26 protein-coding genes are annotated in these 26587 nt (G+C 61.8%); 11 read left to right on the forward strand and 15 right to left on the reverse strand.

Going from position 1 to position 26587, the window contains the following annotated elements; translation table 11 throughout:
• Nucleotides 1-20 precede the first annotated feature (20 nt).
• On the forward strand, nucleotides 21-920 hold the full coding sequence (locus V1289_RS11180; RefSeq protein WP_334397001.1) for a LysR family transcriptional regulator: 900 nt from the start codon (nucleotides 21-23) through the stop codon (nucleotides 918-920).
• Between the two features lie 16 nt (nucleotides 921-936).
• Here the strand turns inward: V1289_RS11180 and V1289_RS11185 are convergent, their stop codons facing one another.
• On the reverse strand, nucleotides 937-2145 hold the full coding sequence (locus V1289_RS11185; RefSeq protein ID WP_334397002.1) for an ABC transporter substrate-binding protein: 1209 nt from the start codon (nucleotides 2143-2145) through the stop codon (nucleotides 937-939).
• Between the two features lie 148 nt (nucleotides 2146-2293).
• Nucleotides 2294-3469, reverse strand: coding sequence for an MFS transporter (locus V1289_RS11190; protein ID WP_334397003.1), 1176 nt, complete (start codon nucleotides 3467-3469; stop codon nucleotides 2294-2296).
• Nucleotides 3470-3543: 74 nt separating this feature from the next.
• Between V1289_RS11190 and V1289_RS11195 the strand changes: the two genes are divergently transcribed.
• Both V1289_RS11195 and V1289_RS11200 read left to right on the forward strand, forming a co-directional pair.
• Entirely contained in the window at nucleotides 3544-4344 is an 801-nt protein-coding gene (locus V1289_RS11195; protein WP_334397004.1) for an AraC family transcriptional regulator, read from the forward strand.
• 231 nt (nucleotides 4345-4575) lie between these two features.
• A complete protein-coding gene (locus V1289_RS11200; RefSeq protein WP_334397005.1) occupies nucleotides 4576-5928 on the forward strand; it encodes a malonyl-CoA decarboxylase in 1353 nt (450 codons plus the stop codon).
• A 990-nt stretch (nucleotides 5929-6918) separates the two neighbouring features.
• Here the strand turns inward: V1289_RS11200 and V1289_RS11205 are convergent.
• Entirely contained in the window at nucleotides 6919-7146 is a 228-nt protein-coding gene (locus V1289_RS11205; protein WP_074274860.1) for a DUF6894 family protein, read from the reverse strand.
• Between the two features lie 423 nt (nucleotides 7147-7569).
• Between V1289_RS11205 and V1289_RS11210 the strand changes: the two genes are divergently transcribed.
• Nucleotides 7570-8646: an acyltransferase family protein gene (locus V1289_RS11210; RefSeq protein ID WP_334397008.1), complete on the forward strand. Its 1077-nt coding sequence runs from the start codon at nucleotides 7570-7572 to the stop codon at nucleotides 8644-8646.
• 2 nt (nucleotides 8647-8648) lie between these two features.
• Here V1289_RS11210 and V1289_RS11215 read toward each other — a convergent pair whose 3' ends face one another.
• The 4 genes from V1289_RS11215 to V1289_RS11230 form a co-directional block, all read right to left on the reverse strand.
• A complete protein-coding gene (locus tag V1289_RS11215) occupies nucleotides 8649-8858 on the reverse strand; it encodes a hypothetical protein (RefSeq protein WP_334397009.1) in 210 nt (69 codons plus the stop codon).
• A 44-nt stretch (nucleotides 8859-8902) separates the two neighbouring features.
• The gene (locus V1289_RS11220) at nucleotides 8903-9493 is read right to left on the reverse strand and encodes a hypothetical protein (protein WP_334397010.1); all 591 of its coding nucleotides are present in this window, start codon (nucleotides 9491-9493) and stop codon (nucleotides 8903-8905) included.
• Nucleotides 9494-9567: 74 nt separating this feature from the next.
• Complete coding sequence (locus tag V1289_RS11225) at nucleotides 9568-11976, reverse strand: xanthine dehydrogenase family protein molybdopterin-binding subunit (RefSeq protein ID WP_334397011.1); 2409 nt, start codon at nucleotides 11974-11976, stop codon at nucleotides 9568-9570.
• Nucleotides 11977-11978: 2 nt separating this feature from the next.
• Nucleotides 11979-12506, reverse strand: coding sequence for a (2Fe-2S)-binding protein (locus V1289_RS11230; RefSeq protein ID WP_334397012.1), 528 nt, complete (start codon nucleotides 12504-12506; stop codon nucleotides 11979-11981).
• Between the two features lie 352 nt (nucleotides 12507-12858).
• On the opposite strand from V1289_RS11230, the gene V1289_RS11235 reads away from it, so the two are divergent.
• The gene (locus tag V1289_RS11235) at nucleotides 12859-14286 is read left to right on the forward strand and encodes an IS701 family transposase (protein WP_442895986.1); all 1428 of its coding nucleotides are present in this window, start codon (nucleotides 12859-12861) and stop codon (nucleotides 14284-14286) included.
• 138 nt (nucleotides 14287-14424) lie between these two features.
• Here the strand turns inward: V1289_RS11235 and V1289_RS11240 are convergent, their stop codons facing one another.
• From V1289_RS11240 to V1289_RS11275, 8 genes are all read right to left on the reverse strand, one after another.
• Nucleotides 14425-15510 (reverse strand): IS5 family transposase, encoded by a 1086-nt coding sequence (locus V1289_RS11240; protein WP_334397013.1) that lies wholly within the window; start codon nucleotides 15508-15510, stop codon nucleotides 14425-14427.
• A gap of 295 nt (nucleotides 15511-15805) precedes the next feature.
• Nucleotides 15806-16975: a mandelate racemase/muconate lactonizing enzyme family protein gene (locus V1289_RS11245; protein ID WP_334397014.1), complete on the reverse strand. Its 1170-nt coding sequence runs from the start codon at nucleotides 16973-16975 to the stop codon at nucleotides 15806-15808.
• A 112-nt stretch (nucleotides 16976-17087) separates the two neighbouring features.
• Nucleotides 17088-17336 carry a DUF3297 family protein gene (locus V1289_RS11250; RefSeq protein WP_309179068.1) on the reverse strand — a complete coding sequence of 83 codons (249 nt, stop codon included), beginning with the start codon at nucleotides 17334-17336 and terminating at the stop codon, nucleotides 17088-17090.
• Between the two features lie 17 nt (nucleotides 17337-17353).
• The gene (locus V1289_RS11255) at nucleotides 17354-17830 is read right to left on the reverse strand and encodes a glutathione peroxidase (protein ID WP_334407394.1); all 477 of its coding nucleotides are present in this window, start codon (nucleotides 17828-17830) and stop codon (nucleotides 17354-17356) included.
• A gap of 14 nt (nucleotides 17831-17844) precedes the next feature.
• Nucleotides 17845-19236, reverse strand: a complete 1392-nt coding sequence (locus V1289_RS11260; RefSeq protein ID WP_334397015.1) for an amidase family protein — start codon at nucleotides 19234-19236, stop codon at nucleotides 17845-17847.
• 72 nt (nucleotides 19237-19308) lie between these two features.
• A complete protein-coding gene (locus V1289_RS11265; RefSeq protein ID WP_334397016.1) occupies nucleotides 19309-19875 on the reverse strand; it encodes a c-type cytochrome in 567 nt (188 codons plus the stop codon).
• Between the two features lie 124 nt (nucleotides 19876-19999).
• Entirely contained in the window at nucleotides 20000-21274 is a 1275-nt protein-coding gene (locus V1289_RS11270; RefSeq protein WP_334397017.1) for a PQQ-dependent sugar dehydrogenase, read from the reverse strand.
• Between the two features lie 301 nt (nucleotides 21275-21575).
• On the reverse strand, nucleotides 21576-21833 hold the full coding sequence (locus V1289_RS11275) for a DUF6894 family protein (RefSeq protein WP_309179074.1): 258 nt from the start codon (nucleotides 21831-21833) through the stop codon (nucleotides 21576-21578).
• A gap of 308 nt (nucleotides 21834-22141) precedes the next feature.
• Between V1289_RS11275 and pqqA the strand changes: the two genes are divergently transcribed.
• The 6 genes from pqqA to pip all read left to right on the forward strand — a co-directional run bounded on the left by pqqA (nucleotide 22142) and on the right by pip (nucleotide 26579).
• Nucleotides 22142-22222, forward strand: coding sequence for a pyrroloquinoline quinone precursor peptide PqqA (gene pqqA / locus V1289_RS11280; protein ID WP_057835625.1), 81 nt, complete (start codon nucleotides 22142-22144; stop codon nucleotides 22220-22222).
• 149 nt (nucleotides 22223-22371) lie between these two features.
• On the forward strand, nucleotides 22372-23301 hold the full coding sequence (gene pqqB / locus V1289_RS11285; RefSeq protein WP_334397018.1) for a pyrroloquinoline quinone biosynthesis protein PqqB: 930 nt from the start codon (nucleotides 22372-22374) through the stop codon (nucleotides 23299-23301).
• 5 nt (nucleotides 23302-23306) lie between these two features.
• Nucleotides 23307-24077 (forward strand): pyrroloquinoline-quinone synthase PqqC, encoded by a 771-nt coding sequence (gene pqqC / locus V1289_RS11290; protein ID WP_334407398.1) that lies wholly within the window; start codon nucleotides 23307-23309, stop codon nucleotides 24075-24077.
• Nucleotides 24078-24086: 9 nt separating this feature from the next.
• Entirely contained in the window at nucleotides 24087-24395 is a 309-nt protein-coding gene (pqqD, locus tag V1289_RS11295) for a pyrroloquinoline quinone biosynthesis peptide chaperone PqqD (RefSeq protein WP_334397019.1), read from the forward strand.
• Nucleotides 24392-25600: a pyrroloquinoline quinone biosynthesis protein PqqE gene (pqqE, locus tag V1289_RS11300; RefSeq protein ID WP_334397020.1), complete on the forward strand. Its 1209-nt coding sequence runs from the start codon at nucleotides 24392-24394 to the stop codon at nucleotides 25598-25600. Before pqqD ends, pqqE begins: the two co-directional genes overlap by 4 nt.
• On the forward strand, nucleotides 25590-26579 hold the full coding sequence (pip, locus tag V1289_RS11305) for a prolyl aminopeptidase (protein ID WP_334397021.1): 990 nt from the start codon (nucleotides 25590-25592) through the stop codon (nucleotides 26577-26579). The genes pqqE and pip overlap by 11 nt, the downstream gene beginning before the upstream one ends.
• Nucleotides 26580-26587: the final 8 nt, after the last annotated feature.

The following is a 26587-nucleotide window of genomic DNA, read 5'->3' on the forward strand; positions in this document are numbered from 1 at the left end:
AAGTCAAGAGTGAATAGCTCATGTTTGACTGGGACGATCTTCGGCATTTCCTGGCGGTGGCCCGCCATGGCAGCACGATCGCGGCCGCGAAGGCGCTCAATCTCAGCCAGTCGACCGTTCACCGCCGGCTGGCCGAACTGGAAAAGCGGCTCGGGCGGAATGTCGTGATCCGGCATGCGACCGGTTACCGGCTCACCGAGTTCGGCACGGAGTTGCAGCCCTGGGCTGAACAGGTCGAGAAAGCGATCGTCTCGCTCGAGCGCTATCTGGTTGCTGCGGACGAAACGCCGACCGGCTCGGTTCGGGTGACCTGCTCGGAATCCATAGGCTATCGATTGATGCAATCGCCGCTGCTCGAGACCTTTCACAGCCGCCATCCCGGCCTGCGGGTAGAACTCATCATGAGCGACCACTTCCTCGATATCGCCAAGGGCGAAGCCGATGTGGCGATACGCGCCGGCAACCCGAACGAGGAGACGCTGGTGGGGCGCAAAATCGCCGATGTGCCCTGGGCGCTCTATTGCAGCCGCGGCTACCTCGAGCGCCACGGCCGGGTGGAACGGGCCGAAGACATCGCCGGTCATTCGGTGATCGAGTTCGACGGCGACATCAGGGATCACCACGCCGCCAAATGGCTTCGGTCGGTGGCTCCGAATGCGCAGGTGGTTGCCCGAAGCAATACCGTGCCGGGGCTGCTCATGACCGTGAAGTCGGGCGCGGGCCTTGCTCCGCTGCCGATGCCGCTTGCGGTTCGGGAGGCCGATCTTGTCTCAGTGCTCGGTCCGTTGCCCGGACTTTACTCACCGATCTACCTGCTGACGCACCCCGACCTCAGGCATATGCCGCGCGTCCGCACATTCTTCGATTTCATCATTGCCGAGATCGACAGCGTGCGCCCGGTGCTGACGGCCGGCAACTAGACCTGTTCGACCAAAATCAGTGCGCCACCAATGGACAGCCGCTGTCGGCCAGCGAACGGAACGCCTGATTGCCCGGGATCACGCCCAGGATGTTGTAATAGTCCCAGGGCCGGGTCGACTCCGACGGCTTCTTTACCTGGGCAAAATACATGTCGTGAACCATCCGGCCGTCTTCCCGGACGCGACCGTTGCTGGTGTAGAAATCGTTCACCGGGATCTCGCGCATCTTGACCATGACCGCCTTCGCCTCATCCGTGCCCGCGGCAGCGATCGATGTGAGGTAGTGACGGACGGCCGAATAGGCGGCGGCCTGCGCCATGGTCGGCATTTTCCCGTGCCGCTCAAAGAAGCGCTTCGACCAGGCCCTGCTCTCGTCGTTGCGATCCCAGTAGAACGCGGTCACGAACTTCAGTCCCTGCGCGGCCTTCAGCTCCATGCTGTGAACGTCGGAAATGAATACCAGCAACGAGACCATGGTCTGGTTTTTCGTCAGTCCGAATTCGTTCGCCTGCTTGACGGCGTTGACCATGTCTCCGCCGGAGTTGGCGAATGCCACCACCTTCGCACCGGACGCCTGCGCCTGAAGCAGGTAGCTGCTGAAGTCCGACGTGCTGAGCGGATGCCGCACGCTGCCGAGCACCTTGCCTCCCGCCGCCAGTACCGCGCTGGTCGCGTCCGCCTCCAGGGAATGGCCGAACGCATAATCGACCGTGATGAAGAACCAGGTGTCGCGGCCTTCCGCCACGATCGCCTTGGCGAGGCTGGTCGTGAGCGCATAACTGTCGTGGACCCAGGACGCCTCGGTCGGCGTACAGCTCTTGCCGGTGAAAGCCGTGCTCCCGACCGCGCCGGCGATGACGACCCGGTTGTGGTCGGCGGCGAGTTGCTCGACCGCGAGCGCCACCGCGGAGTTGTCAAATCCGATCGCCATGTCGACGGCACCGGTTTCGAACCAGCGGCGCGCGACGGCCACCCCGATGTCTGCCTTGTTCTGATGGTCAGCGAAAATGATCTCGACGGGCTTGCCCAGCACGGTGCCGCCGGCATCATCGACAGCCATGCGCGCGGCCACGACCGAGCCCTGGCCGCCCAGATCGGCATAGAGGCCGGACTGGTCGTTGAGTACGCCAATCCTGACGAGATCGTCGGAAACCTGCGCCTGGGCCGCGGGTACGCAAAAACTGGTGGCTGCAAGGATCGAGACAACGGCAAGCTGAAATTGCACGACATCCCCCAGGGGCTTCGCCCGGATTATTGTCTGCAACCTAGCCCACCCCTGATTGGACGTACAGCTATCCCTCTTCTCGCATTCGCGGCATGACCGGACGACAGGCATGCCTTCATTCATCTGGCGTGGTACTGCCGAAAATCGACTAGGGCTGCGCCGCCGGCACCTTGATTTCGGTCGGCAGAATGATCGCGGCCACGATCACCAGGAGGCACAGCGCGCCGAACGCATGCAGCATGGTGACAAAACCGCCGTGCTCGTACAGCCAGGCCACGAGGCCGACGGAGGCGCCGGCCGCGGTGAAGCCGATGAAATAGCGCACCGAGTAGGCCCGCGAGCGCCATTCCTCGCTGGTGTATTTGCCGACCATGGCGTCGTTGACCGTGACCTGGCCGAACGCGCCCATCACGATGCCGATCGATACCAAAATCAGCGGCAGGTTCGACAGCGTGGCCGCGAGATACAGGAACGGCGCCAGCACGAACGACAGCGGCAGGCTGACGGCTTTGAGCGAATAGCGGTCGATCAGCTTGCCGATGGTGTATTGCGTCATCGCGCCGAACACATAGACGCAGGCCGCGATCACCCCGAGCAGCGCCGGGCTTTTGGTCAGGTCGGCCAGCCGCTCCGCGAACAGTTTTGGCAGCGCCACCGTCACCGCATTGAAGGTGGTCGAGATCGCAATCACCACCATGAATAGCGCGAGGATCACGCGCCACATGTCCTGTTTTGCCACCCGCGCCTGCGCCGCGGCCTGCTTGAATCCCGAGCGGTCCTCGTGAACGATCAGCCTGGCGAAGGCCACGCCGATCAGGATCGTCACGATCCCGGGGACGATAAAGGCCCAGCGCCAGCCGAGATACTGGCCGATCACGCCGGTGACCAGCGCCGAGGACGCCACGCCGAGGTTGCCCCAGACGCCGTTCAGCCCCATCTCGCGGCCGAGCCGGTCGGCATAGGACACGATCATGGCGGTGCCGACCGGATGATAGATCGAGGCGAACAGGCCGATCGCGAGCAATGCTGCGCCAAGCTGCAGCGGCGTCTGCACGAAGCCGACCGCGATCATCGAGGCGCCGATGCCGGCAAAGAAGATCACCATCATGTGGCGGCGGCTCCAGCGATCGCCGAGCCAGCCGGTGATGAGCGAGCCGGCGCCAAAGGCGACGAAGCCCGGAGTGGCATATGGCAGCAGCTCCGAATAGGCCATGCCGAGCGCAGGACCCATCACGATGACGGCGGCGGCGAAGATCAGCATCGCATAATGGTCGATGAAATGGGCCGCGTTGACGAAGCCGATCACCCGGCTGGGGCTGTTCATGGTCAAATTCCCTGGTCGAATCCTCTTGATCCCTGGAATAGATTATAGATTCTTGTCCTGACGGGATGTCGCCAATGACTGTCGCCGAAACGCCACTAGCTGCTCTTTTGAGGGGCCAACGCACCACCGGCGATGGCATCCATCTGGTCGCGCGCGCCTACAAGAGGGGAGTCCGGCTCGACACCCACATGCACCGCGAGGCCCAACTCGTCTATGCGGCGAAGGGCACGATGCAGGTGACGACGCCCAAGGGCCGCTGGCTGGTGCCGCCCGACCGTGCGGTCTGGGTCCCCGCTTTGTTCGAGCATGCGATCGATGTGCTCGCCGATATCCAGATGCGCACGCTGTATTTCGATGTGGCCTGGCTTGGCCGCGAAAAGCGCAGCGCCAGCCTGGCGGCGGAATTCGTGGTGAGGGTGTCGCCGCTGTTGCATCAGGCGATCCTCGCGCTGTTCGACGAGCGCAATATCGCTGACCGCACCGCGCTGCTGGTCAGGCTCGTCATGCTCGAACTGCATCAGGCCGAGGATTCCGCGACCTTCATTCCGCTGCCGCATGAGCCGCGCTGCCGGCGCGCCGCCGACATCGTGCTCGGCGATCCGACCGGGGCGCACGAAATCGAGACGCTGGCCCGGGCGGTCGGCACCTCGGCCCGGACGCTGTCGCGGCTGTTTTCGTCGGAAACGCAGTTGAGCTTCAAGACCTGGTGTCAGCGCGCCCGCATTGCGGCGGCGATCGAAAAACTGTCGACGGACGCCAATGTCTCGGTCAAGCAGCTCGCCTCCGACCTCGGCTATGCCAGCGTCCCGGCGTTTTCCCACGCCTTCCGCCAGGTCACCGGCAAGACGCCAACGAAGTTTGCCGAGAAGGCATAGGCGAACGGAAGCGACGCCGTCCTTCGCATAGGCGAGCGGAAGCGACGCCGTCCTTCGGACGCATAGGCGATCGGAAGCGACGCCGTCCTTCGGACGGCTATGGCCCGGCAATGACCGATTATACCTTTGTCGAGGCATGACATATTTCCGTACTATCCATGCCCTTGATTGTGATCGGCTCGGACCTAAATCCCATGTAAGGTTCGGCATCACCCGGATTCGACCCAGCCAATGGCCAACGCCTTTTTCTCCGACCTGCTCTCGACGATCTCCGAACGCGGGCGGACCCTGCTTCGGCGGGGTGGGTCGTCCGGCGACCGGCAAGACGCCTCCGAACTGCTCGAATTGTGCCAGGCGTTGCTGTCGGGCCGCGGCGAGGCGTCGGGCACGGCGATGGCGCGCGAGGTGCTCGACCGCTACCACCACCTCGACGCCGCCGGCCGGCTGACGTTCTTCGAGGCGCTGGCCCGCGACTACGGTCCTGACCGCGAAAAGCTGTCGCAGGCGATCGAGAGCTGGCGCACGCAGCCCAGCGACGACGACGCCAGCGACCTTCACTTCGCCTCCGAGCCGCGGCGGCAGGAGCTGATCCGCCGGCTCAACCGGGCGCCCGGCGGCACCAGCGAACTGGTGGCGATGCGCGCCGACCTGCTTGCCGTGATGAAGGGCAACCGGGATCTGGCCGCCGTCGACCGCGACGTGGTGCATCTGCTGTCTTCTTGGTTCAACAGGGGATTTCTCGTGCTGCGCAAGATAGACTGGTCTACGCCGGCGAATATTCTGGAGCAGATTATTCGCTACGAGGCCGTGCATGAAATCCGCGACTGGAACGATCTGCGCCGCCGTATCGATCCGATCGACCGGCGCTGCTACGCTTTCTTCCATCCGCAGCTCGCCGATGAACCGCTGATCTTCGTCGAGGTCGCGCTGACCGAGTCGATCCCGACCGCGATCGCGCCGCTGCTCGCCGAAGAGCGCCAGCCGGTGCCGGTCGAACGGGCCCGCACCGCCGTGTTCTATTCGATCTCGAATACCCAGCGCGGGCTTGGCGGCATCTCGTTCGGCAGCTTCCTGATCAAGCAGGTGGTCGAGGAATTGCGGCGCGAATTGCCGAAGCTGGATAATTTCGTGACGCTGTCGCCGGTGCCCGGTTTCGTGCAATGGCTGAAACAGGCCACCGACGTTCCGGTGTCGGACGACGAGCGGGCGCTGCTGGAAAATCTCGACCAGCCCGACTGGTTCGAAAATGCCGAACTGACCGCGCAGCTGCGCGGCGTGCTGGAGCCGCTGGCGGCGCATTATTTCCTGAAAGCGCGGACGCCGAAGGGCCGGCTGATCGATTCGGTCGCGCGCTTCCACATCGGCAACGGCGCGCGGCTGGAGCGGATCGACTGGCTCGGCGATCTCTCGCCAAAGGGCCTGCGCGAATCCGCCGGGATCATGGTCAACTATCTCTACCGGCTCGACGACATCGAAAAGAACCACGAAGCCTACGCTAACCAGGGCGAGATCGCCGCCTCCAGCGCGGTCAAGAAGCTGCTCAAGAACGAAGGCCGCAGGCTTTTGGATATGCGGCTGTCGTAGGCCTCCAACGGCAGCGCTGTCCGATCCGTGCACTGCCCTCCCAACGTCATTGCGAGCGGAGCGAAGCAATCCATGTCGCCACTTGCGGAGAGATGGATTGCTTCGTCGCTTCGCTCCTCGCAATGACGCTGAAGCATTTGGTTCAATCTTCAAAACCCATTCCCACTTGTCGTCGCCCGGCTTGCCGCCTCCGCTAAAGCTTCGGCGAGCCAGCATAGGGAAGCCTCGGCGAAGCCTTGGCGTAGCCGGGACCGGGCGATCCGGCATTCCAGAGACGCCAGTGCTTGAGCCGAGAGGCCGCGGCGCACTGGATCGCCCGCTTTCGCGGGCGATGACGACTGGAGGATGTGCGTCCGTATTCTCGCGGCATGAGATGCCCGAGGTTTGCGTCAACTTCGCGCCATCCGGAAAGCAGAGGGCGCAGGGAAAGCCGGGTGCACGCTGCACCCGCGGTCTCGTGTGCAAAGTGCACAAAGGAAACGCACACGAGCATACAGGTTCAGCGGAGGCATCCGGCCTTCCCTGCGCAATGGTTTACGGCTTATAGCGTGCTCTCCCCGGTGACCGGCTTGGTTGTCACCGTCGCCGCGCTGGAATGACCCAGCGCAACTTGACGCCAGCATCGGGGCGCCAGGACCACACGACTTCGCCGTCCGCATCAGCCACGCTCGTCAGTCGTGGCCTTCGCGTCCACCGCATCTCACCGCGCGTTCGTGACGACTCGCGATCCGCCCCTCTTCTTGGGTGAGACGCGCGGAGTCAAACCACTGATTTGCCCGACGTGTTAAGCGAAATATTTTTATCAGAGGGGCTGGACAGACTTTTACTGATTTGCCCGTCGGGCACTCTGGTCGCACGCGCCGATGCGAATCGTCTTTGCGCGCAACAACATGGGTCAACTATCTCTACGGCCTCGGCGATATGCCGCTCGGCTCAATGCTGCGATGTGAGCGCTGGGATACGTCACTACAAACGCCGTCGCATCAAACGCTAATCGCGTTGGTCCGGCTCGCGGTGGACGAACTCGCGATAAATTTCCTTCCCCAACTCGTTGACCACGAATATCTCAAGGTCCTGGTCGTCGCGGAGGCTCTCGTCGCGGAAGTGCTGGGCAATTTCTTTACAATGCCCAATCGCTTCAGCATTTGTCTTGAATTCGATCCCAACTTTATCTCTATGCGGGACGCCATCCTTCATATCGAAGAAAAACTTCTGCATGCTCTTACCTCTGAGGACATCAAAGGCATCAGCTGAGACGGCTTTGGCCGCTGACAAAACTTGCAAGCATTGAACTGGCGGCGCGAGTCTTTAGGAACCAATGTCGCCGTGGTAACTTAGTGACGGGTTACCGGATGCACGGTGCCCCCAGGCATCCGATGGAATGACGGCCTCAGCCGGTACCCCGAGCTGAGGCCGTTTCTTTTCGAGGAGGAGCGAACCGACGTATTGTTCGGTGATTCTGGAGTGGGAGCGACCATCAGTCCATCGGCCGCCTCTTTCAGAGCACGTCGGGTGCTTGTCGGGCTGGGACCAACGTCCAGTTGGGGTCCATTCGCGGAATTTTGACCGCCGACCAGTCACGTCCGGTCCACCCCGATGAGCGGACATCATGAGGCCCGGGTGGCGGGCCCGTCAGGCGCCATGAACAGACATGACCTTGATGGACGAAGTTTTGTCTGGTTAGCTTGCGGCTTGGCAGAACCACAGAACAAATTACCTGGGCTCCAAATTGCGCGAGCCGCCGCAGCGCTAGGCATTGCGTATTTCCATTCATGGCATGTTACGATGCCATTTCTCCCCGGAACGTCCTACCCCATACCGTTCTTGAAGGAGTACGGTTGGATTGCCGTTAATTTTTTCTTTTCAATCAGTGGATTTGTGATTTGCCTTGTGGCGGCAAAGCCAAATTTTCGACCACTCCAATTTTTGGTTAGACGCGTATTTCGCCTGTATCCGCTGTGGATCGTAACCTCGCTGCTTTTCCTGGGCTTGTCCGTGATCGCGTTGGGAATGCCAACACGCAGTTCGCCGGCATTTTTCACATACTGCCTCACTCTGCTGCCGACGGAAGGTTTCCCATTCTATGACGTGGGCTGGTCTCTACAGCACGAACTTGCCTTTTATGCCTTGGCCGCGTTGCTGGTGCCAAACGTCGGCCTTTTCGGGCTGTCTGTCTTTTTGTGCGCTGGCGCTATTGCAGATCAAGTCTTGACGCTGCCCTGGTTTCTTCACCAGTATGCCAGCTACTATCCGAACTTCCTTGCGGGAATCGTTGCCTTCGCCGCCAATGGCTATACGAAACGGTTCGGCGTCTGGCTCCCAGTCGCGGTGGGAATTGGCCTGCTCGCTCTATTTACGCAGACGATCGGACAGCTGGCATTTCCATTTGCGCTATTCTTCTTGCTCGTCGGATTCATAAATATCGAGTTCGATGAAAGACTTCTAGCGGAGAGATTGGGTGTGCTGCTTGGAGACGCTTCGTACTCGATCTACCTGCTTCACCCGCTGGTTTTTTATACCGTCTATTGGAGACTCCAGCCGCCGCTACCACCAGTGTGGTCGCAAGAGATTTTGAGATTCGGCAGCATTACGGTTGTTTGCTTGCTTTCAATAGCAAGTTGGAAACTTTTCGAATCTCCGACGATCCGATTCGGAAACGCGCTGATAGGCAGATTCAAGAGATCAGGGATCGAAGCGTCTCCGAGAGCGGTCGAGTAATTTCAACCAGGGTGCCGATCACGAGCGCCGCCGAGGTCAAAGCGATTCTTGGGCCAGATATTCCAAGCCGGATTGTCAAGGTGATCGATCATATCGATGTACACTGCGAGGCTTGGATCGAGCGGCGCCCCTTTATCGTGATCTCGAGCGTCAATGCGGCCGGTGCGGCGCAACCCCGTCAGCAACAACACGACGATGTCGATCAGATCCAATGCCAGCCCGCGGGATGAGCTGGCGTCTCGGTCACGTTACTCCGTCAGTGACTTTTCAGCCGTACGGATTCCGAGAGCGACATAGCAGGACTCTTCGGCGGCCGCGGCCGCGGGAACACGGCGGCGCTATCACCCGTCAGCCCTATGACGGTCACCTCGATTTCGGTTGCCTGCCATCTAATAAGGTAATTGTAGTCTTCCAGCATGCGCCGCAATATCCGTGCGAGCGAGCCGGTAAAGGTGCCGCCGATGGCTCTGTCGAGGACAATCGGCGTCTTGACCCGCAACCGAAATGCGGATTCGAGTGCGGAAAGTACTTCGGCGACATTGGATTGGGTCGCGACGACCTGAAGAGCGCTGGCGTCTCCCTTCACACGCACCTCGGCGTGAACGGTGCCTGCCGTCACGATCACGACCGCAAGAGCCGCCGTAGCCCGATCGCGCCAATCCGGGAACCGACGCTTCGGCAAGCTGCTTCGGCCGACTGTTTCATGGGTCATCAACAGGACGCCAACGGCCGAGTTGATTCTCGTCGATATTGCGGTCATCGGGCGCAGCGTTTGGATCGGCGGCAGTCGATAACAGCCGACCACGCTGGTCTTCGACAGTTCCCGCGAAAACGGAGCTCTGCCCATCGAATGTTCATTTGTGCCTACCCGTTGTGGACGCGGCACCCGAAGGTGCGGCGTCTTTCAGGGCTGTCGCGTCGTCAGTGTGTCAAAGCGTACAAGACACGCGGCTTCGTGATCGGCAACACCGTGAGCCGCTTGCCGATTGCGCTGAAAATCGCGTTGGCAATGGCCGGCGCGACCGGGCCGATCGTAGGCTCGCCGGCACCCCAGGAAGGCACATTGGCCGGATCTTGCGTGAGCTGATCGGGGTGATTGAGAAGCACGATCTCGATCGACGACGGCACCTGGTTGAAATGCACGACGGGGTAGATGGTCCCCGGCGGAGCTGTTGGATTCGCGGAGGCCCAGAGCAAGCTCGTGACGCCGGTGGTGTTGAACCCGACCTCCTCGATCAGCGTGCGGCTGATGGCCTGGATGACGTTGCCTTCGATCTGATTTTTCAGCCCATCCGGATTGATAATCAGGCCGCAGTCGTGAGCGACGACCACCCGCCGCACCCACACTTCCCCCGTCGCGTTCGTCACTTCGACCTCGGCGTATACCGCCACGTAGGTTTCCACGGTCTCGTAGCGTGCGAAGGCGACCCCCTTGCCCGCAACGTCGCCCTTGGTTGGTGACGCAAGGGAGTTGCCCCATCCTGCCTGTTGGGCCATCGCGTCGAGCGCGGCGGTGGCTCGCGGATCGGTACCCGGGACCGGCACGCTCGTGGCGGAGCCCGAGCCTCCACTGAGTGCGCATGCGTAATTCTTGCGGAACGTGACAGGGTCCAGATTTGCCGCCATCGCGAGCTCGTCCATGAACGACTCGTTGGCAAAGCAGTTCGACATGCCCCCGAGGCTGCGCAGCGCAGTAGACCGCGGCAGCGTGTTCACCAATGGCCTGAGCGTGGTTCCGCCGTTGGTCTGATAGGGCTGCACGTTGTTCTCGGTCAGCTTGATGTTCGGGAAGTTGTAGTTCACCGGCCCGTTGCGCGTCCCCGAATTGATCGATACCGCTGGAAGGTTCGAAGGAATGAGCCCGGTTTCCTGACCGGCGAGCAGGGCACCCCCGCCGCCCGGTCGACTGTTGTGCGGCGGCGTATTCACCGTGTGACTCCATGAAACCACGTTGCGGCCCGCATCGAGGGCGCCTTTCAGCGTGTGCGCCATCGCGGGGCCGAGCGGCTCCCATCCATGCTCGTCCCAGCGCATCCACTGCACGCGCACGGGTCGCCCGAGGAGCTGGGACATCAACGCGGCATCGGCGGCCGCGTCGTCGGCGCCATTGTGGCCGTAGCAACCCGGGCCCTCGACGTAGATGACCCTGACCTTGGAGGGCGAAAGCCCGAGGATGTCCGCGATAGCCTGCTGCAACGGGTATACGCCCTGCGTGCCCGACCAGACCGTCGCCTGGATCCCATTCGCATCGGGAGCTGAGGTGACGTTCGCCAGGGCGCATGAAGGCGCGACTGAGCCATGCATCTGGTAGGGCGAATAGTAGTCCCGCGTGAACTTCAGGTTGGCGGGCGCCGTGTTGTAAACCGAATCCGCGTTCCCGACGACCTCCTGGGTCTTGTTGGGGGAGTATACATTCGCGCCATTCGTCAGGGCTGCCTGCAAGTTTGCCTCGACCGAGTCGGACACCAGCGGCGCACCATTGGTCCAAGTGACCTGGAGCGCTTTCGCCGCCTGGATCGCCGCCCACTCGGTGGTTGCGACGACCCCGACGAAATTCCCCTTCTGGACCGTCTGCACGTATCCCGGGATGGTCCGCGCCGCCGTATCGTCGAGTGACTGGAAGGTCGCGTTCTTGGCCTTGCTGACGGTTCCGCCATTGACGCGCACGACGCGTCCGTGAAGCATTCCGGGAACGACGATGTCGGAGACGAAGGCGAATCTCCCGGTGAACTTGTCCAGGAGGTCGAGGCGACGGACAGACTTGCCTACGACCGTGTAGTTGCTCGGATCCTTGAGCGCCGCGGAGGCATTGCTGTTCAACGTAATCTGCTGGCCGTTGAACAGCTTGGCGTACTTCTCGGGACCGATCCCGATGCTTCCGCCCAGGCCAAGCAGCGCCTGGAACGCCGTAGCCGCCGCGCGTCGGACGAGCGGGCCCTGCACCTGGATCGATTTGCTGCCCGCCGTGAAGCCCTGGTCTGTGGTCTGGCTGGTATCGCCCTGCACGTAGGTGATGGTGGAGACGTCCACGTACAATTCCTCGGCCACGATCTGCGAGAACGCTGTCTGGGTGCCCGTGCCGATCTCCACCTTGCCGCTGAACAAGGTGATTTTGCCCTGGTGATCGATCGTGAGCCATGCGTCGTTTTGCGGAGGAGAACCGCTTGCGATGCCGCTCAGGATCGTGAGTTGCGAGTCGACGCTTGCCGCGTGCGCCTCTTCCGCCAGGATGGAAGCAGCCACGGGCGACAGGCTGAAGCCGACGACGAGGCTGCCCTTGCCGAGCTTCTCGAAGAACTGCCGCCGGGTCATGCGGGTGGTGGTCATCATGATTACATCCCCTGCGAAGCTTGTTGGATCGCCCGGACGATGCGCATGTGCGTACCGCAACGACATAGGTACACAAATGGCGGTGTCTGCCCGATGCCAGACAGGAAGTCCGTTACTTCGTCGTCGGCGGGAATCGCGGTATTGCCCGCAGCGCGCCGCCCCTGCAGCCAGTTGTAGGAGCCCATGATGATGCCGGAGGCGCAGTAGGCGCATTGCCCCGCCTGGTTGTCATAGAAGGCCTTCTGTATCCCTTGCAGCCCGTTGGCATTATTCGGCTGCCCGAGTCCTTCAAGGGTGGTCACGTGCGCTCCGGCGGCGACGGTCTTGAGCTGCGTGATACATGACCTCTTGGTGACGCCGTCCACGATCACGGTGCAGGCACCGCATTGCGCCACACCGCAGCCGAATTTGACGCCTTGCGTGCCCACCTGGTTGCGCAGGACGTACAGCAACGGTTCCGTGTCGTCCGCGACGGTCACGGTCTTGAGCTCGTTGTTCACGTAAAGGGTGCGGGTTAGCGGAGTAGCCATTTCAGCGGTCTCCTTTGGCGCAATCAGCAGGAAGTGGCACACCGGGATGCGCGTGTTTTTCAGAAAGAGTTTGCCTCGAAGCGGCCGCCGCCCCATTTCAGGGGAGGGACAGACGAGGAGTACTGGCTAGGCGGAGGTGATGTCGGGGACAAGCGCAGCAGAAAATGCAACTTTTACTAGAATTTATTTTTATCTGAGGATGTATTTTTATCTGAGGATGTATTTTTATTTGAAACTAGAAATAGCACTAGTCTTACTGAGTCAGAAAAGGGTCTGATTCAAAAGGTCGCGGGCGAGGTCCTGTGAGAATCAGTTAGCGGTTGAGATTCAGGCATCGGCAACGGGGGCAGATATGGATCTCCGGACATCAGACGGCAGTGAATCGCGATTTTCGGCTTTTGTCGAGGGACTTGTGAGCGTGATCGGACATGCGGACCGGGCCCGGCCGTTGTTTGATTATTGCATCGGCTTAATCATGCCGGGGGAGCGTAAAAGCGTTGAGCCGATGGCAGCGGTGACGGCACCTGATCGGACGGCGGCGCAGCATCAGTCGCTGCTGCACTTCGTCGGCCAATCGCCTTGGTCTGACGAGGGTGTTTTGGCCAAAGTGGGTGAGATGGTACTGCCGGCGATAGAGCGCCATGGACCGATCGAAGCGTGGATCATCGATGACACCGGTTTTCCCAAGAAGGGAGCGCATTCGGTCGGTGTGGCGCGTCAATATTGCGGGCAGCTCGGCAAGCAGGATAACTGCCAAGTCGCGGTGTCCCTGTCGCTTGCCAATCATCACGCCAGTCTGCCGGCGATGTATCGTCTCTATCTGCCGCAGGAATGGGCGGCAGATAAGAAACGTCGGCGCAAAGCGGGCGTGCCCGAGGAGATCAGCTTTAAGACCAAGCCAGAGATCGCGCTTGAGCAGATCGAAGCGACCTGCAGAGCCGGGCTTGCTCGCGGTGTGGTGCTGATGGATGCCGGATATGGCTGCAACACGGACCTGCGGACCAGCATCAGCGCGTTGGGGTTGACCTATGTGGCCGGTATCTTGCCAAACACCACGGTGTGGACATCCGACACGGCGCCGCTGCCGCCGAAAAAATGGTCGGGCAAAGGGCGACCACCAAAGCTGCTGCGCCGCGATCACAAGCATCAACCGATTTCGGTCAAGGAGCTTGCTCTTTGCCTTCCTAAGCGGGTCTGGCGCACGATCAAGTGGCGAGAGGGTGCGGCCGAGCAGCTATCGTCGCGCTTCGCTCGCGCGCGCGTTTGCGTCGCGCATCGAGATTACCAGCTCACCGAAAGCCGACCGGAAGAATGGCTTTTGATCGAATGGCCAGAAGGTGAGGACGAGCCGACCAAATACTGGCTTTCAACGTTGCCGGAAACGATCACTTTCGGAAGGCTAGTCGATCTAACCAAGCTGCGATGGCGCATCGAGCGCGATTATCAGGATCTCAAACAAGAGGTTGGGCTCGGGCATTTCGAAGGGCGAGGTTGGCGTGGCTTCCACCACCACGCTACGCTGTGCATCGCGGCCTACGGATTCCTGGTCTCCGAGAGGGAGACGATTCCCCCCTCGGGATCTCGTTCCACCAGGCCGTTCAAGAAACTTGCGGTTTCCAACGGTTACCGACCCAGAGGCTCCGCCACTGCGACCCGAACGTCACATCCCGAACTCGATTGCGACGATGCGGCGAAGACTGATCGTTGCCATCGCCCGGAACCTCTCACGCTGTCCCTGTTGCATTCGGCAATCGCAGCGTCTTCTTTTGTGACGCAGTAAGACTAGCAGTCTGCTGAAAAAACCCGGAAATTTGAGTTTTCTTTGTCTCGGTGACGCTGTCGGTCAAATTTCAGGTGCTGTGTTCACTGGCTTGAGGCAATTTTGTTTGCCTGAGTGCGGTGTTGCCACCCGGCACTGCTACGTAGCTAACAGTTTGGGAATGCGGATCAGGTTGTAGGCGATCAGATTGAGCAGGAAATCGGCGGCGACGCGACCGATGCCGCGATGTTTGGTCTTGCGCATGGTCCCGTGCTGCTTGCCCCAACCAAAGATGCACTCGGTCATCGCCCGGCGTGATTGCGACATGCCATACCCCGGATGCCGCGTGGTTCGTTCGTCGATGGCACTGTTGCGGGTCTTGCCGGTTTTGGTGACGGCATTGTTTTGCGTCACGTGCGGTGTCACGTTGATGGCGCGAAGATTGGCCACATGATCGGCGGTATCGTACGCCTTATCCTCACCGACCGTGATGCGGTGGCCGGCGGCTTTGCTCCTGGCCTTCAGCATGATCTCCGAGGCTCGGCGTTCGGCGGCGCCATTGGCGTGCGTGACCATGCCGGCCACCGCCAGGCCATGCCGGTTCTCCATGGTGGCGTGGCCCATATAGCAGAGCTTCGCCTCCCGCCCGGCCGCCTTGCGATAAAGCCTGCTGTTTGGGTCGCTGGTACTCGCATGGGTGTCGTTCTTGCGCTTTTGGCCATGGAAGTTCGTGCCGTCGTCATCGTCACCGCTCCCGTCCTTGGGACGAAAGCTCTTCTGTGAAGCCCAGGCTTCGATCAGCGTTCCATCCACCGAAAAATGCTCGTCCGACAACAGTGGCTTGACCTGCGGATGGTTCAGAAGCCTGGCCATGAACTTTGCAAACACCTCGCCGTTCTGCAGCCGATCGCGGTTCTTGGTGAAACTGGTCGGGTCCCAGACCGGGTCGTCCGGCGAAAGCCCCACGAACCAGCGGTACAAAAGATTGTAGTCCAGTTGCTCCATCAACTGGCGTTCCGACCGAATGCCGTAAAGCACCTGCAGCAACAATGCGCTCAGCAATTGCTCTGGAGGGATCGAGGGTCGTCCTTCGCTGGCGTAAAGCTTCCCAAGGTTACGGCTCAGCTCACTCAAAACATCGCGGACAAGCTCCCGGATCTTTCTCAGCGGGTGGTTCGCAGGCACCCGTGCCTCTGGCGAGATGTACGAAAACAACCCGCCCTGATCCGCAAAAGCGCCCCGCATGCGAGCCCCCCAACGATTCATGATTATGATTGAATCATCAACCGCAGGCCTTTGCGAGGGCTTTTTCAGCAGACTGCTAGACCTTTATTCCATCCGGAGTCAAATCGTTTCCCATCCACCCCCGGTGCACCTGCATTGACGCGGGCGAGCCGATAGGCGTGGACCAGGATGTCCTCGCGACAGATCTTGTCGTAGAGCAGATAGAAGCGGAAGGTAGGCTCCGCCTTCGCACTTGCAGTAGAGCTTTCTCTGAAGGCCGCCACCGAGTCCGCGCAAGGCGCGGCCCGCAGACGCCCTACGCCGCCAGCGCCTTCATCTCCGCATAGAGATCCGACTTCCCTTCAAACCCGATGCCCGGCAGATCCGGCATGGTGATGTGGCCACCCTCGACACGAACGCCGTCGGGGAAGCCGCCATAGGGCTGGAACAGGTCGGGGTAGCTCTCATTGCCGCCGAGCCCGAGCCCGGCTGCGATGTTGAGCGACATCTGGTGGCCGCCATGCGGGATGCAGCGATTCGGCGACCAGCCGTGGGTTTTCAGTACGCTAAGCGTGCGCTGATATTCGCATAGCCCGTAGGATAGCGCGCAATCGAATTGCAGCCAGTCGCGGTCGGGCCGCATGCCGCCATAGCGGATGAGATTCTTCGCGTCCTGATGGCTGAAGAGATTCTCGCCGGTCGCCATCGGCGCCGGGTAAAACTCCGCGAGCGCGGCCTGCAGCGCGAAATCGAGGGGGTCGCCGGCCTCCTCGTACCAGAACAGCGGATACTCCCGCAGCATTTTTGCGTAGGCGATCGCGGTCTCCAGGTCGAAGCGGCCGTTGGCGTCGACCGCGAGCTGCGCCTGATTGCCGATTTCCTTCAGCACCGCGTCGATGCGTTCGCGGTCGTCCGCAATCGGCGCGCCGCCGATCTTCATCTTGACGACATTGTAGCCGCGATCGAGATAGCCGCGCATCTCGCCGCGCAGCGCGATGAGATCCTTGCCGGGATAATAATAGCCGCCTGCGGCATAGACGAACACGCGCGGGTTGGGATTAAGGCCGTGACGCTCGGCCAGCAACCGGAACAGCGGCTTGCCCGCGATCTTGGCGACCGCGTCCCACACCGCCATGTCGATGGTGCCGACCGCGACCGAACGCTCGCCATGGCCGCCCGGTTTTTCGTTCGACATCAGCGTCGACCAGACCTTGTCCGGATCGAGATTGCCGCCGGATGAATCCAGCAGCGTCTTCGGATCGGCCTCCTTGAGCCGCGGCGCGAAACGCTCGCGGATCAATCCGCCCTGCCCGTAGCGGCCGTTGGAATTGAAGCCGTAGCCGACCACCCGCTTGCCGTCGCGCACCACGTCGGTGACGACGGCGACGAGGCTGGTCGTCATCTTGGTGAAGTCGATATAGGCGTTGCGGATCGGCGAGGAGATCGGCTTTGTGATTTCGCAGACGTCGACAATGCGGACGGACATGGCGGTTTGGCTTTCGGGGCTGCTAGGCACGTCATTCCGGGATGGTCCGAAGGACCAGACCCGGAATCTCGAGATTCCGGGCTCGGTGCTTCGCACCGCCCCGGAATGACGTTCAGGACGACGTCTTGTCGCGGAAATACGGCTCGACCGGGCCGTGAACCTTGATGGTCAGCGGATTGCCGTAGCGGTCCTTGGCATTCCCCGCGGTGACGCGCACCCAACCCTCGCTGACGCAATATTCCTCGACATTGGTCTTCTCGACGCCCTTGAAGCGAATGCCGACGTCTCGCGCCAGCACCTCCTCATTGTAATAGGGGCTCTTCGGATCGGTCGACAGACGGTCGGGCAATTGGTCGCTCATGGTCTCGCTCTTCTCGTTCACAACAGCGCCTCGATCTCTTTCTTCAGGCCTTCGGGTGTCGCGGTCGGCGCGTGCCGCGCGACCACCTTGCCCGAACGATCGACCAGAAATTTGGTGAAATTCCATTTGATCGAGGAACCGAGCAGGCCGGATTTCTCGCTCTTCAGATAATTATACAGCGGATGCGCATTGCCGCCATTGACGTCGATCTTGGCGAACATCGGAAACGTCACGGCATATTTGCTTTCACAGAACTGCTCGATCTGTTTGGCGTCACCCGGCTCCTGCGAACCGAACTGGTTGCAGGGAAAACCGAGCACCGCAAAGCCGCGCGGCGACAGCGCCTCGTGCAATGCTTGCAGTCCCTTGTATTGCGGCGTGAACCCGCAGGCGCTGGCGGTATTGACGATCAGCAGCACCTGCCCTTCGTACCGCTTGAGCGGAACATCCTCGCCAGCCAGCGACTGCGCCGTGAAATCATAAATGCCCGACATCATTCTCTCTCGATCTAACTGGCGGGATCGATCGCCGCCGACGGCGTGCCGCCGGCTTCGATCGCCTCGCCCGCGGCAAGGCACAGATCCTCGCGGTAACGGCCGGACACCAATTGAACGCCGACCGGAATCCGGCCCACCAGCCCGGTGGAGACCGTTAGCCCGGGAAGCCCCATGAAGGGAATGGCAATCTGCGGCACTTGCGCGTGCCACACCCGCGCGAACGAAGCATCGTCCTTGCGGTCGAGCTGGTCGGGAAACGGCAATTCCCCGGACACCGGCATCAGCAGCACGGCGTATGTCTCGAAAAATTCCAGCCATTGCCGCGTCAAGGTCGCGCGCCGGGTCAGTGTCTTCGATAGGTCGAACGGAAACACCTTTGTCTTGTTGCCGCGCAGACAGGCCAGCGCGCCGGGATCGCCCTCGCGCTCGGCCATTTCGAGTTGCGCCTCATAGCCGTCGCCGAGCCAGAGCTTGGTCTGCAGGTCAGCGGCTTCGCGCAGCGGCGGCGTAGTGGCGATTTCCTCGACGATCCAGCCCGCGCGCTCCAGCCGCTTGCCGGCATCGGCAACCGCCGCCTTCACTTCCGCTACGGGATCCAGTCCGTCGGGGTTGAGGCACATCGCGGCGCGCTTTGGCATCGCAGGTCCCTCCAGCGGCGCCGGCACCCACCAGGGATCGCGGAAATCCTTCGCCGACATCGCCGCCAGCGCGATCCTGAGATCGCCGATGGTACGCGCCAGCGGGCCGGACACCGCCGAGATCTGCGGACCGATCGGCCGCTCGGGCAGCGCCGCATTGAAGGCCGCGATGCGGCCCATCGTCGGCCGCAGGCCGTGCACGCCGCAGGCGTAGGCGGGATAGCGGATCGAGCCCGCGATGTCGGTGCCGTGCGCGATGTGGCCGATGCCGGCCGCGACCGCAGCTCCCGCGCCGCCGGACGAGCCGCCCGGCGTGATGCCGGGATCCCTGGGATTCCTGGTGTCGCCGTGGATCAGATTGGTGGTGAACCAGCGATAGGAAAATGCCGGGCAATTGGTCCGGCCGAGAATGACGGCGCCGGCTTTGCGCAGGTTGTCGACCACCGGGCTGTTGGTCGCGGCAACGGCGTCGCGCTGCAATTTCAGGCCGTTGGTGGTGGCAAAGCCTGCCTGATCGATATTGACCTTCACCGTGACCGGCACGCCCGCCAGCGAGCCTGGGTCTTCGCCCCGCGCGATCGCGGCATCGATGCCGGCGGCCTGCGCCAGCACTTCGGCCGGCTGGTGGTCGATGACGGCGTTGATTTTGGGGTTGACCGCATCCAGCCGGGCTAATGCGGCGGTTGCCGCCTCCCTGGCCGAGACTTTTTTCGATTTTATCAGCGCGGCGAGGTCTGCAGCCGACAGACGCCAGAGATCTTGCATGTAAAACTCCGTTTGACGCCCGTCTTGTAGCGTCAGGCAGACGTCATGGCCAGCGGCGCACCGCCCACGATTTTAGCGGAATCGGGCGATGTAATAGGCAAGATCGGCGATCTGCTCCTTGGTAACCGAACCCATCACGTCGGCCATGGTGCCGTCATAGCCGTGACGGCTGTTGTCCTTGTATTCGGCCAGTGTCTTGGCGAGATAGTCCTCGCGCTGGTTGGCGATGCGCGGGACATTTTCCTTGCCGGAAAAATCGGGATTGTGGCAGTTGTTGCAGAGGTACTGGTGCGCCAGTGCCTGGCCCTGCGCCATCCGCGCGGGATCGCCGGCATCGGCCGGCGGCACCGGCTTCGGCAATGTGGCGATGAAGTCGGAAAACGCGCGCAGATCGTCGTCGGTGAACGACTTCGCCGTCTCGTTCATCGGCTCGAAAGTGCGCAGCTTTTCGCGAAACATGAAGAGCTGGATCAGCGCATAGGGCGCCTGCTGGCCGCCGAGCGAGGGCGTGTTCTCGGTTTCCGATTGCCCGTGCTCGCCGTGACAGGCGAAACAGGCGACCGCACGCTCTTCGATGGTTTCGGCGCTGGCCGAAAAGGCGATGGAAGCAAACGCCAGCGCCGCTATTATTTTACGCATGATTCATTCCTATTTCGTCATTGCGAGGAGCGAAGCGACGAAACAATCCATTTGCTTGTGGCTCGATGGATTGCTTCGCTTCGCTCGCAATGACGGTTTCTGATGCTTGGCGCTTTTGACTTTCTTACTGCGCCGCGACCTTCGGCTTGCCGTAGGTGATGCGATAGACCGCGCCGTTCCAGTCGTCCGAGACCAGCAGCGAGCCATCCTTGGCGACCATCACGTCGACCGGGCGGCCGACATACTTGTTGTCTTCCAGAAAGCCGGTCATGAACGGCTCCATCGACTTCATGGTGCCGTCCTTGTTCAGTTTGACGACGACGACATCACCGCCCTGCTTTTGGGATTTATTCCACGAGCCATGACGCGCGATGAAGATCGCGTTCTTGTAAGACTTCGGGAACATGTTGCCGGTATAGAACCGCATGCCGAGCGCTGCGACATGCGGGCCCATCAGGCCGACCGGCGCAGTGTAGTCCTTGCAGTTCTTGCCCCAGCCGTGTTCCTGGTCGATGATGTTGCCCTGCCAGCAATAGGGCGCGCCGAAATCCTCGCCGACCTTGGTCACCCGGTTGAGCTCATCCTCCGGAACGCTTTCCGACAGCCAGTCGCGGCCGTTATCGGTGAAATACATCTGCTTGTTTGCCGGATTCCAGTCGAAACCGACACTATGGCGCACCCCGAGCGCATAGACCTCGGCGCCGGTACCATCCAGGTTCATCCGGCGGATCTGGCCGTGCGCATCGTCGTGCAGTACGTTGTTGCCGGGCTGTCCGACCTCAACATAAAGCTTGTTGTCCGGCCCGATGGCGATGAACTTCCAGCCATGGGCCTCGTCCTTCGGCAGATTGTCATAGATCATCGTCGGCTTCGGCGGACTGTCCAGATTGTCCTCGATCTTGTCGATCTTGGAGACCTTTGAGAGCTCGGCGATGTAGAGCGTGCCGTTCTTGAACGCGACGCCGTTCGGACGGTAGAGGCCGGATGCAATCACCTTGACGGAGCGTTTACCGTCCTTGTTGACGATGCCATAGACCTTGTCGACCAGGCGGCTACCGACGAACACGGTGCCTTTGTCGCCTTCGGCGAGCGAGCGCGCGTTCGCCATGCCGGCGGCATAGACTTCGAGGTTGAAGCCGGGTGGCAGCTTGAGCTTGGCCAGCGGCAGCTTGTCGGGCGCGGCCGGAATCGGAGGCGGCGCAACCGGCGCGAGCTTGGCGGCGGCTTCGCTGTCCGGTCGTCCGATCAACGGCGACCCCGGAGGAAGCGGCGCCGCGGCGGGCGCAGCACCCGCGGCTGGCGGACTGGCGGGCTGCTGCGCGGCAGCAGCAAACGTGAATGCACCGAATAAGGCGCCGGCCAGCAACAGGCTGCGCGGCGCGGTCGAATAGCTCAACATGGCGTTCTCCCCTGACGGAAGCCTTGATTTCCTCGCGCGGGCAATACCATGCCGGCGCCGGTGGCTTTCCAGACGGCAGTCTCCGATATTTGTCCGCCGATGCGCAATCGGAAAACTTGCCGGAATAGATCCCGCCCGGCGGTGTAGCGCGGTCGTAATTATAGAACGTCATTCCGGGGCGTGCGTAAGCGCGAACCAGGTGCGCAATTGCGCACCTGAGAATCTCGAGATTCCCCGATGTGCAATTGCACATCTGAGGTCTGGTCCTTCGGACCATCCCGGAATGACTGTGTCTGTTGCGTCAATGCTTTGTGATTGAGCGGTCGGGGACGTCGAGGATCGCCTCGGTAAACGGAAATTCCAGCACCACCTCGCCGGCGTCATCGGTCACTTCGATGACCGCCTTCAACAGGGCGCCGTCGGCACCCTCGGTTTTCAGCAGTTCCCGGATCATGGCGCGCGCCATTTCCCAGGCGCGGTCCGGATCACGGAGCACTTCGCCCTCGGGGTCGGCAATCAGCTCATCGCCGATACGGGTGTTGAAGAAATATCGTGGCATCGGCGGAAACCTGCTCCGGTAGTGGCCCACCGCAGTCGGAAGGCCGGTTGAATCTCACAAGTTCTTTATCCGGAACCGTCAACGCTCCGTCGACCCAAAAGCTGGTATCGGTGGCGATGCAAACAACCGCGAAATGCTTGATCGCCCGATGTTTTGGCCACGACCGCCCGCACAACTCCGTGAATTCTCTTGCAATGCAGCATAACCCTGGAGCGGCTTATGACAAAAGATTTCACTGGCGAACTTTTTGATCCGAACTACCTTACGACCGAGGGCGGAGTTCGTCCGGTTCCAAAAAGGAGAGCCAAATGGCCTGGAAAGCACCAAAGATCGTCGAAGTGCCGGTCGGCATGGAAATCAACATGTATATGTGCGCAACCCGCAAGTAAGCGGCAGCGACACTTAGACGTCCAGCGCAGGTGGACCTCCGGGCCTGACACGTTCCCGATCGTGGAATCATGTCTCAGGCCGGTGTCCGCCTCGTGGCGTTTCTATCACCAGCGTTTTTATCAAGCGTTTAATCTCCAGGAGACGGATCATGCTTCGCGTCGTCGTCCTGGGCGCCGCGGCAGGTGGTGGCGTTCCGCAGTGGAATTGCGGATGTCCGGTGTGCCGGACAGCGCGAAGCGAGCATCCCGAGCTTCAGAGCACCCAAGCCTCGATCGCGGTCAGCGCCGACGGCCAGCATTGGTTCCTGATCAACGCCTCTCCCGATCTTCGCCAGCAACTGATCGCGACGCCGCAGCTGCATCCCAAGGCTGGAAAGCTTCGTCACAGTCCGATCGCGGGCGTGATCCTGACCAACGGCGAAATCGATGCCGTCGCCGGGCTGTTGTCGATGCGCGAGGGCTCGCCATTCACGATCTACGGGCATCAGCGGGTGCTTGCGATCCTGAAATCCAACAGCATCTTTAATGTGCTGAACGAGAAGAACGTGAAGCGGCAGCCGATCGCGGTGGATCTGGCCTTCGAGCCGGCCCTGCCCGATGGCTCGCCTTCCGGGCTGGAAGTGCTGCCGTTCGAGGTTCCCGGCAAGGGCGCGTGGTATCTCGAGGGCAAGGCCCATCCCGCCGGCGGCGACGGCGTGGGCGACACGCTCGGGCTTCGGATTGCCGACCAGGCGAGCGGCAAATACTTCTATTTTCTTGCCGCCTGCGCGCGCGTGACCGACGATCTCAAATCCCGGCTTGCCGGGGCGCCGCTGATCTTCTTCGATGGCACGGTGTGGCGCGACGACGAATTGGTGGTCGCCGGCCTCGGCAACAAGACGGGACAGGGCATGGGACATATTTCGATGTCCGGCGATCACGGCGCGATCGAGAGCCTCAAGGGCCTCGATATCGGCCGAAAGGTGTTTTTGCATATCAACAACTCCAACCCGGCGCTGCTGCGCGGCTCGGACGAGCGCAAGGCCGCCGAACATGCCGGCTGGCAAATCCCGGCGGACGGAACGGAGATCACGCTGTGAACGTCATGACCACCAATGCCACGAGCGCGCTATCGATCGGCAAGGGCGTCCCGCTCAACAATGCGGGCGAACTGGAGGCGGCGCTGCGCCACATCGGCGCGACGCGCTATCACAGCCTGCATCCGTTTCACCGGCTGTTGCACGGCGGCAAATTGAACAAGGGCCAGGTCCAGGCCTGGGCACTCAACCGATACTTTTATCAGAGCACGATCCCGCTGAAGGACGCGATGGTGATCTCGCGTTTTCGCGATCGCGCCACCCGCATCGAATGGCGGCACCGCATCGAGGACCACGATGGCGACATCGGCAGCGAAGGCGGCATCGAGCGCTGGCTCAAGCTGACCGAGGGACTAGGGCTCGACAGCGCCTATGTGGAGTCGACCGAAGGCATCCTCCCCGCGACGCGCTTTGCGGTCGAAGCCTACGTGCATTTCTGCCGCGACAAGACGCCGCTGGAGGCAATCGCCTCCTCGCTCACCGAATTGTTCGCGCCGAACCTGCATGAAGAGCGCATCTCCGGGATGCTGAAGCACTATGATTTCGTCAATCCGGACATCATGAGCTATTTCAGCCGCCGCCTGACCCAGGCGCCGCGCGATGCCGGCTTTGCGCTGGAATACGTCAAGCAGCACGCCAAAACCCCCGCGGAGCGCGAGGCGGTCTGCAACGCGCTGATCTTCAAGACCAATGTGCTATGGGTTCAGCTCGACGCGCTGTATCATGCCTATGTCGACGGGCACATCCCGCCCGGTGCGTTCGTGCCGAAACCGGACTAGAGGCTGAAGATGGCCAGCCGCAACATCAGTGTCAGCGAGGCGAGCCGGCCGGTATTGCCGCGGCATACCAGGCTGAAATTCGATGAGACGCGGCAGGTCTGGGTGATTCTGGCGCCGGAGCGCGTGCTGGCGCCGGACGAGATCGCGGTCGAAGTGCTGCAGCTTTGCGACGGCGTCCGCAGCGTCTCGGACATGGTCGACCAGCTCGCCGCCAAATACGCCGCTGACCGCACTGACATCGCGACCGACGTGATCGCCATGCTGCAGGACCTCGCCGACAAGGGATTTCTCACGCAAGCGCGCGAGAAGACGTCATGAGTGAAATTCTCAGCCAGGGCAACGCGGCATCCCCCGGCCCCAGCGACGGGCTCGCGGTGCTGGAAGGCCGCCGCTCGACCGCGGAAGCCTTTGGCATTCCGCTCGCCGTGCTCGCCGAGCTGACGCACCGCTGCCCGCTGCAATGCCCTTACTGTTCCAATCCAGTCGAACTCGATCGCGGCAGCAGCGAACTGACCACCGAGGAGTGGAAGAAGGTTTTGATCGAGCTCGCCGAAATCGGCGTGCTGCAAATCCATTTCTCCGGCGGCGAGCCGACCGCGCGCAAGGATCTGGTCGAACTGGTGCAGCAGGCCAGCGACGTCGGGCTGTACAGCAACCTCATCACGTCGGCAGTGCTGCTGACGAAAGAAAAACTTTCCGCACTGGCCGATGCCGGGCTGTGCCACGTGCAGATCAGTTTCCAGGGCAACGAACCCGTCGTGGCCGACCGCGTCGCCGGGCTGAAGCACGCACATGCGAAGAAAATCGAGGCCGCGAAATGGACGCGCGAACTCGACCTGCCGCTGACCGTCAACGCGGTGATGCATCGCCAGAACCTGCATCAGCTGTCCGACATCATCCAGATGGCGGTCGATCTCGACGCCGACCGGCTCGAGGTCGCCAATGTCCAGTATTACGGCTGGGCGCTGAAGAACCGCGCCGCGCTGATGCCGACCGTCGAGCAGATCGAGGAGACCAGCCGCATCGTCGAGGAAGCCGCTGCACGGCTGAAGGGCGTGCTCGCGATCGACTACGTGGTGCCGGATTACTACGCGCTGCGGCCGAAGAAATGCATGGGCGGCTGGGGCCGGCAGTTCTTCAACATCTCGCCCGCCGGCAAGATTCTGCCGTGCCATGCCGCCGAGAGCATCACCGGACTCGAATTCGAATCCGTGCGCTCGAACCATTCGATCGCCTGGATCTGGCAGAATTCGGAAGCCTTCAACCGCTATCGCGGCACCGGATGGATGCCGGAGCCGTGCAAGAGCTGCGAGTTCAGGGAAGTCGATTTCGGCGGCTGCCGCTGCCAGGCCTTTGCGCTGACCGGCGACGCCGGCAACACCGATCCGGCCTGCACGCTGTCGCCGATGCACGAGCAGATCTTCAAGCAGGCCGAGCGCGAGGCCGCCGCGCACCAGGACCGTTTCCTCTATCGCAATTTCGCCGGCGGCACGCTGGAGACGGAAGGCGACCATGGCGCCTGACGCCGACGCCGGCAAATCCTCACATCACCGATCCGATCCGTTCGCGCCGCTGACCTCCGAGCAGCTGGCCGTCGGCGACGGCCATGAGATCTATGTCGAAAGCATCGGCCGCATCGGCGGCATTGCCGCGGTCTATCTGCATGGCGGGCCCGGCAGCGGCTGTCAGCCCGATCACCGCCGGCTGTTCGATCCCGAACGTTTCCACGCCATTCTGTTCGATCAGCGCGGCGCCGGCCGCAGCCGCCCGAAGGGACGGCGCGAGGACAACACGCTCGCGCATCTGATCGCGGACCTGGAAAAAATCCGCGAAAGATTCGGCTTTGAGCGCTGGATAGTGGTCGGCGGCTCCTGGGGCGCGACGCTGGCGCTGGCCTATGCGCAGGCGCATCCCGACAGCGTCAGCGGCATCGTGCTGCGCGCCACCTTCCTCGGCACCCGCGCCGAACTCGAAAACGCGTTCCTCGATGTGCTGCCGCGCTTCTATCCCGGTCTCCACGAGGACTTCCTCAGCGCGTTGCCGCCGGAGGAGCGCGGGCAGCCGCTCGATGCCTATTGGCGGCGCATTCTCGATTCCGATTTCGCCGTTCACGGCCCGGTCGCGCGGGCCTGGCACGACACCGAACGCATCCTGTCGGAGCACACCCCCAATCGCGCAAGGCTGGATCTGCCGTCGCTGAACTCCTCGCGGGCGCTCCCGGCGACCCCGTTCATGGAAGCGCATTATTTTGCCAACGACTGTTTCATGCAGCCGAACCAGATCATCGCCGGCGCGGACAAGCTCGCGGGCATTCCCGGCATCATCGTGCAAGGCCGCTACGACCTGCTGTGCCCGCCGGCCACCTCGCATGCGCTTGGCTCGGTGTGGCGCGACGCCGAGATCAGGTTTGTCGAGGGCGCCGGACATACGCTGTACGATCCCGGCGTCCGCGACGCCGTGATGAAGGCCGTCGCCGATCTCGCTTCCAGAATGACCAGATAAGGATTTTC

The organism is Bradyrhizobium sp. AZCC 2289 (assembly GCF_036924615.1).
GTDB lineage: Bacteria > Pseudomonadota > Alphaproteobacteria > Rhizobiales > Xanthobacteraceae > Bradyrhizobium.

Coding starts and splice junctions, on each gene's coding strand:
- V1289_RS11180 (WP_334397001.1), top strand. CDS start 21: ATGTTTGACTGGGACGATCTTCGGCATTTCCTGGCGGTGGCCCGCCAT.
- V1289_RS11190 (WP_334397003.1), bottom strand. CDS start 3,469: ATGAACAGCCCCAGCCGGGTGATCGGCTTCGTCAACGCGGCCCATTTC.
- V1289_RS11195 (WP_334397004.1), top strand. CDS start 3,544: ATGACTGTCGCCGAAACGCCACTAGCTGCTCTTTTGAGGGGCCAACGC.
- V1289_RS11200 (WP_334397005.1), top strand. CDS start 4,576: ATGGCCAACGCCTTTTTCTCCGACCTGCTCTCGACGATCTCCGAACGC.
- V1289_RS11205 (WP_074274860.1), bottom strand. CDS start 7,146: ATGCAGAAGTTTTTCTTCGATATGAAGGATGGCGTCCCGCATAGAGAT.
- V1289_RS11210 (WP_334397008.1), top strand. CDS start 7,570: ATGAACAGACATGACCTTGATGGACGAAGTTTTGTCTGGTTAGCTTGC.
- V1289_RS11220 (WP_334397010.1), bottom strand. CDS start 9,493: ATGGGCAGAGCTCCGTTTTCGCGGGAACTGTCGAAGACCAGCGTGGTC.
- V1289_RS11225 (WP_334397011.1), bottom strand. CDS start 11,976: ATGATGACCACCACCCGCATGACCCGGCGGCAGTTCTTCGAGAAGCTC.
- V1289_RS11230 (WP_334397012.1), bottom strand. CDS start 12,506: ATGGCTACTCCGCTAACCCGCACCCTTTACGTGAACAACGAGCTCAAG.
- V1289_RS11235 (WP_442895986.1), top strand. CDS start 12,859: ATGGATCTCCGGACATCAGACGGCAGTGAATCGCGATTTTCGGCTTTT.
- V1289_RS11240 (WP_334397013.1), bottom strand. CDS start 15,510: ATGCGGGGCGCTTTTGCGGATCAGGGCGGGTTGTTTTCGTACATCTCG.
- V1289_RS11245 (WP_334397014.1), bottom strand. CDS start 16,975: ATGTCCGTCCGCATTGTCGACGTCTGCGAAATCACAAAGCCGATCTCC.
- V1289_RS11250 (WP_309179068.1), bottom strand. CDS start 17,336: ATGAGCGACCAATTGCCCGACCGTCTGTCGACCGATCCGAAGAGCCCC.
- V1289_RS11255 (WP_334407394.1), bottom strand. CDS start 17,830: ATGTCGGGCATTTATGATTTCACGGCGCAGTCGCTGGCTGGCGAGGAT.
- V1289_RS11260 (WP_334397015.1), bottom strand. CDS start 19,236: ATGCAAGATCTCTGGCGTCTGTCGGCTGCAGACCTCGCCGCGCTGATA.
- V1289_RS11265 (WP_334397016.1), bottom strand. CDS start 19,875: ATGCGTAAAATAATAGCGGCGCTGGCGTTTGCTTCCATCGCCTTTTCG.
- V1289_RS11270 (WP_334397017.1), bottom strand. CDS start 21,274: ATGTTGAGCTATTCGACCGCGCCGCGCAGCCTGTTGCTGGCCGGCGCC.
- V1289_RS11275 (WP_309179074.1), bottom strand. CDS start 21,833: ATGCCACGATATTTCTTCAACACCCGTATCGGCGATGAGCTGATTGCC.
- pqqA (WP_057835625.1), top strand. CDS start 22,142: ATGGCCTGGAAAGCACCAAAGATCGTCGAAGTGCCGGTCGGCATGGAA.
- pqqB (WP_334397018.1), top strand. CDS start 22,372: ATGCTTCGCGTCGTCGTCCTGGGCGCCGCGGCAGGTGGTGGCGTTCCG.
- pqqC (WP_334407398.1), top strand. CDS start 23,307: ATGACCACCAATGCCACGAGCGCGCTATCGATCGGCAAGGGCGTCCCG.
- pqqD (WP_334397019.1), top strand. CDS start 24,087: ATGGCCAGCCGCAACATCAGTGTCAGCGAGGCGAGCCGGCCGGTATTG.
- pqqE (WP_334397020.1), top strand. CDS start 24,392: ATGAGTGAAATTCTCAGCCAGGGCAACGCGGCATCCCCCGGCCCCAGC.
- pip (WP_334397021.1), top strand. CDS start 25,590: ATGGCGCCTGACGCCGACGCCGGCAAATCCTCACATCACCGATCCGAT.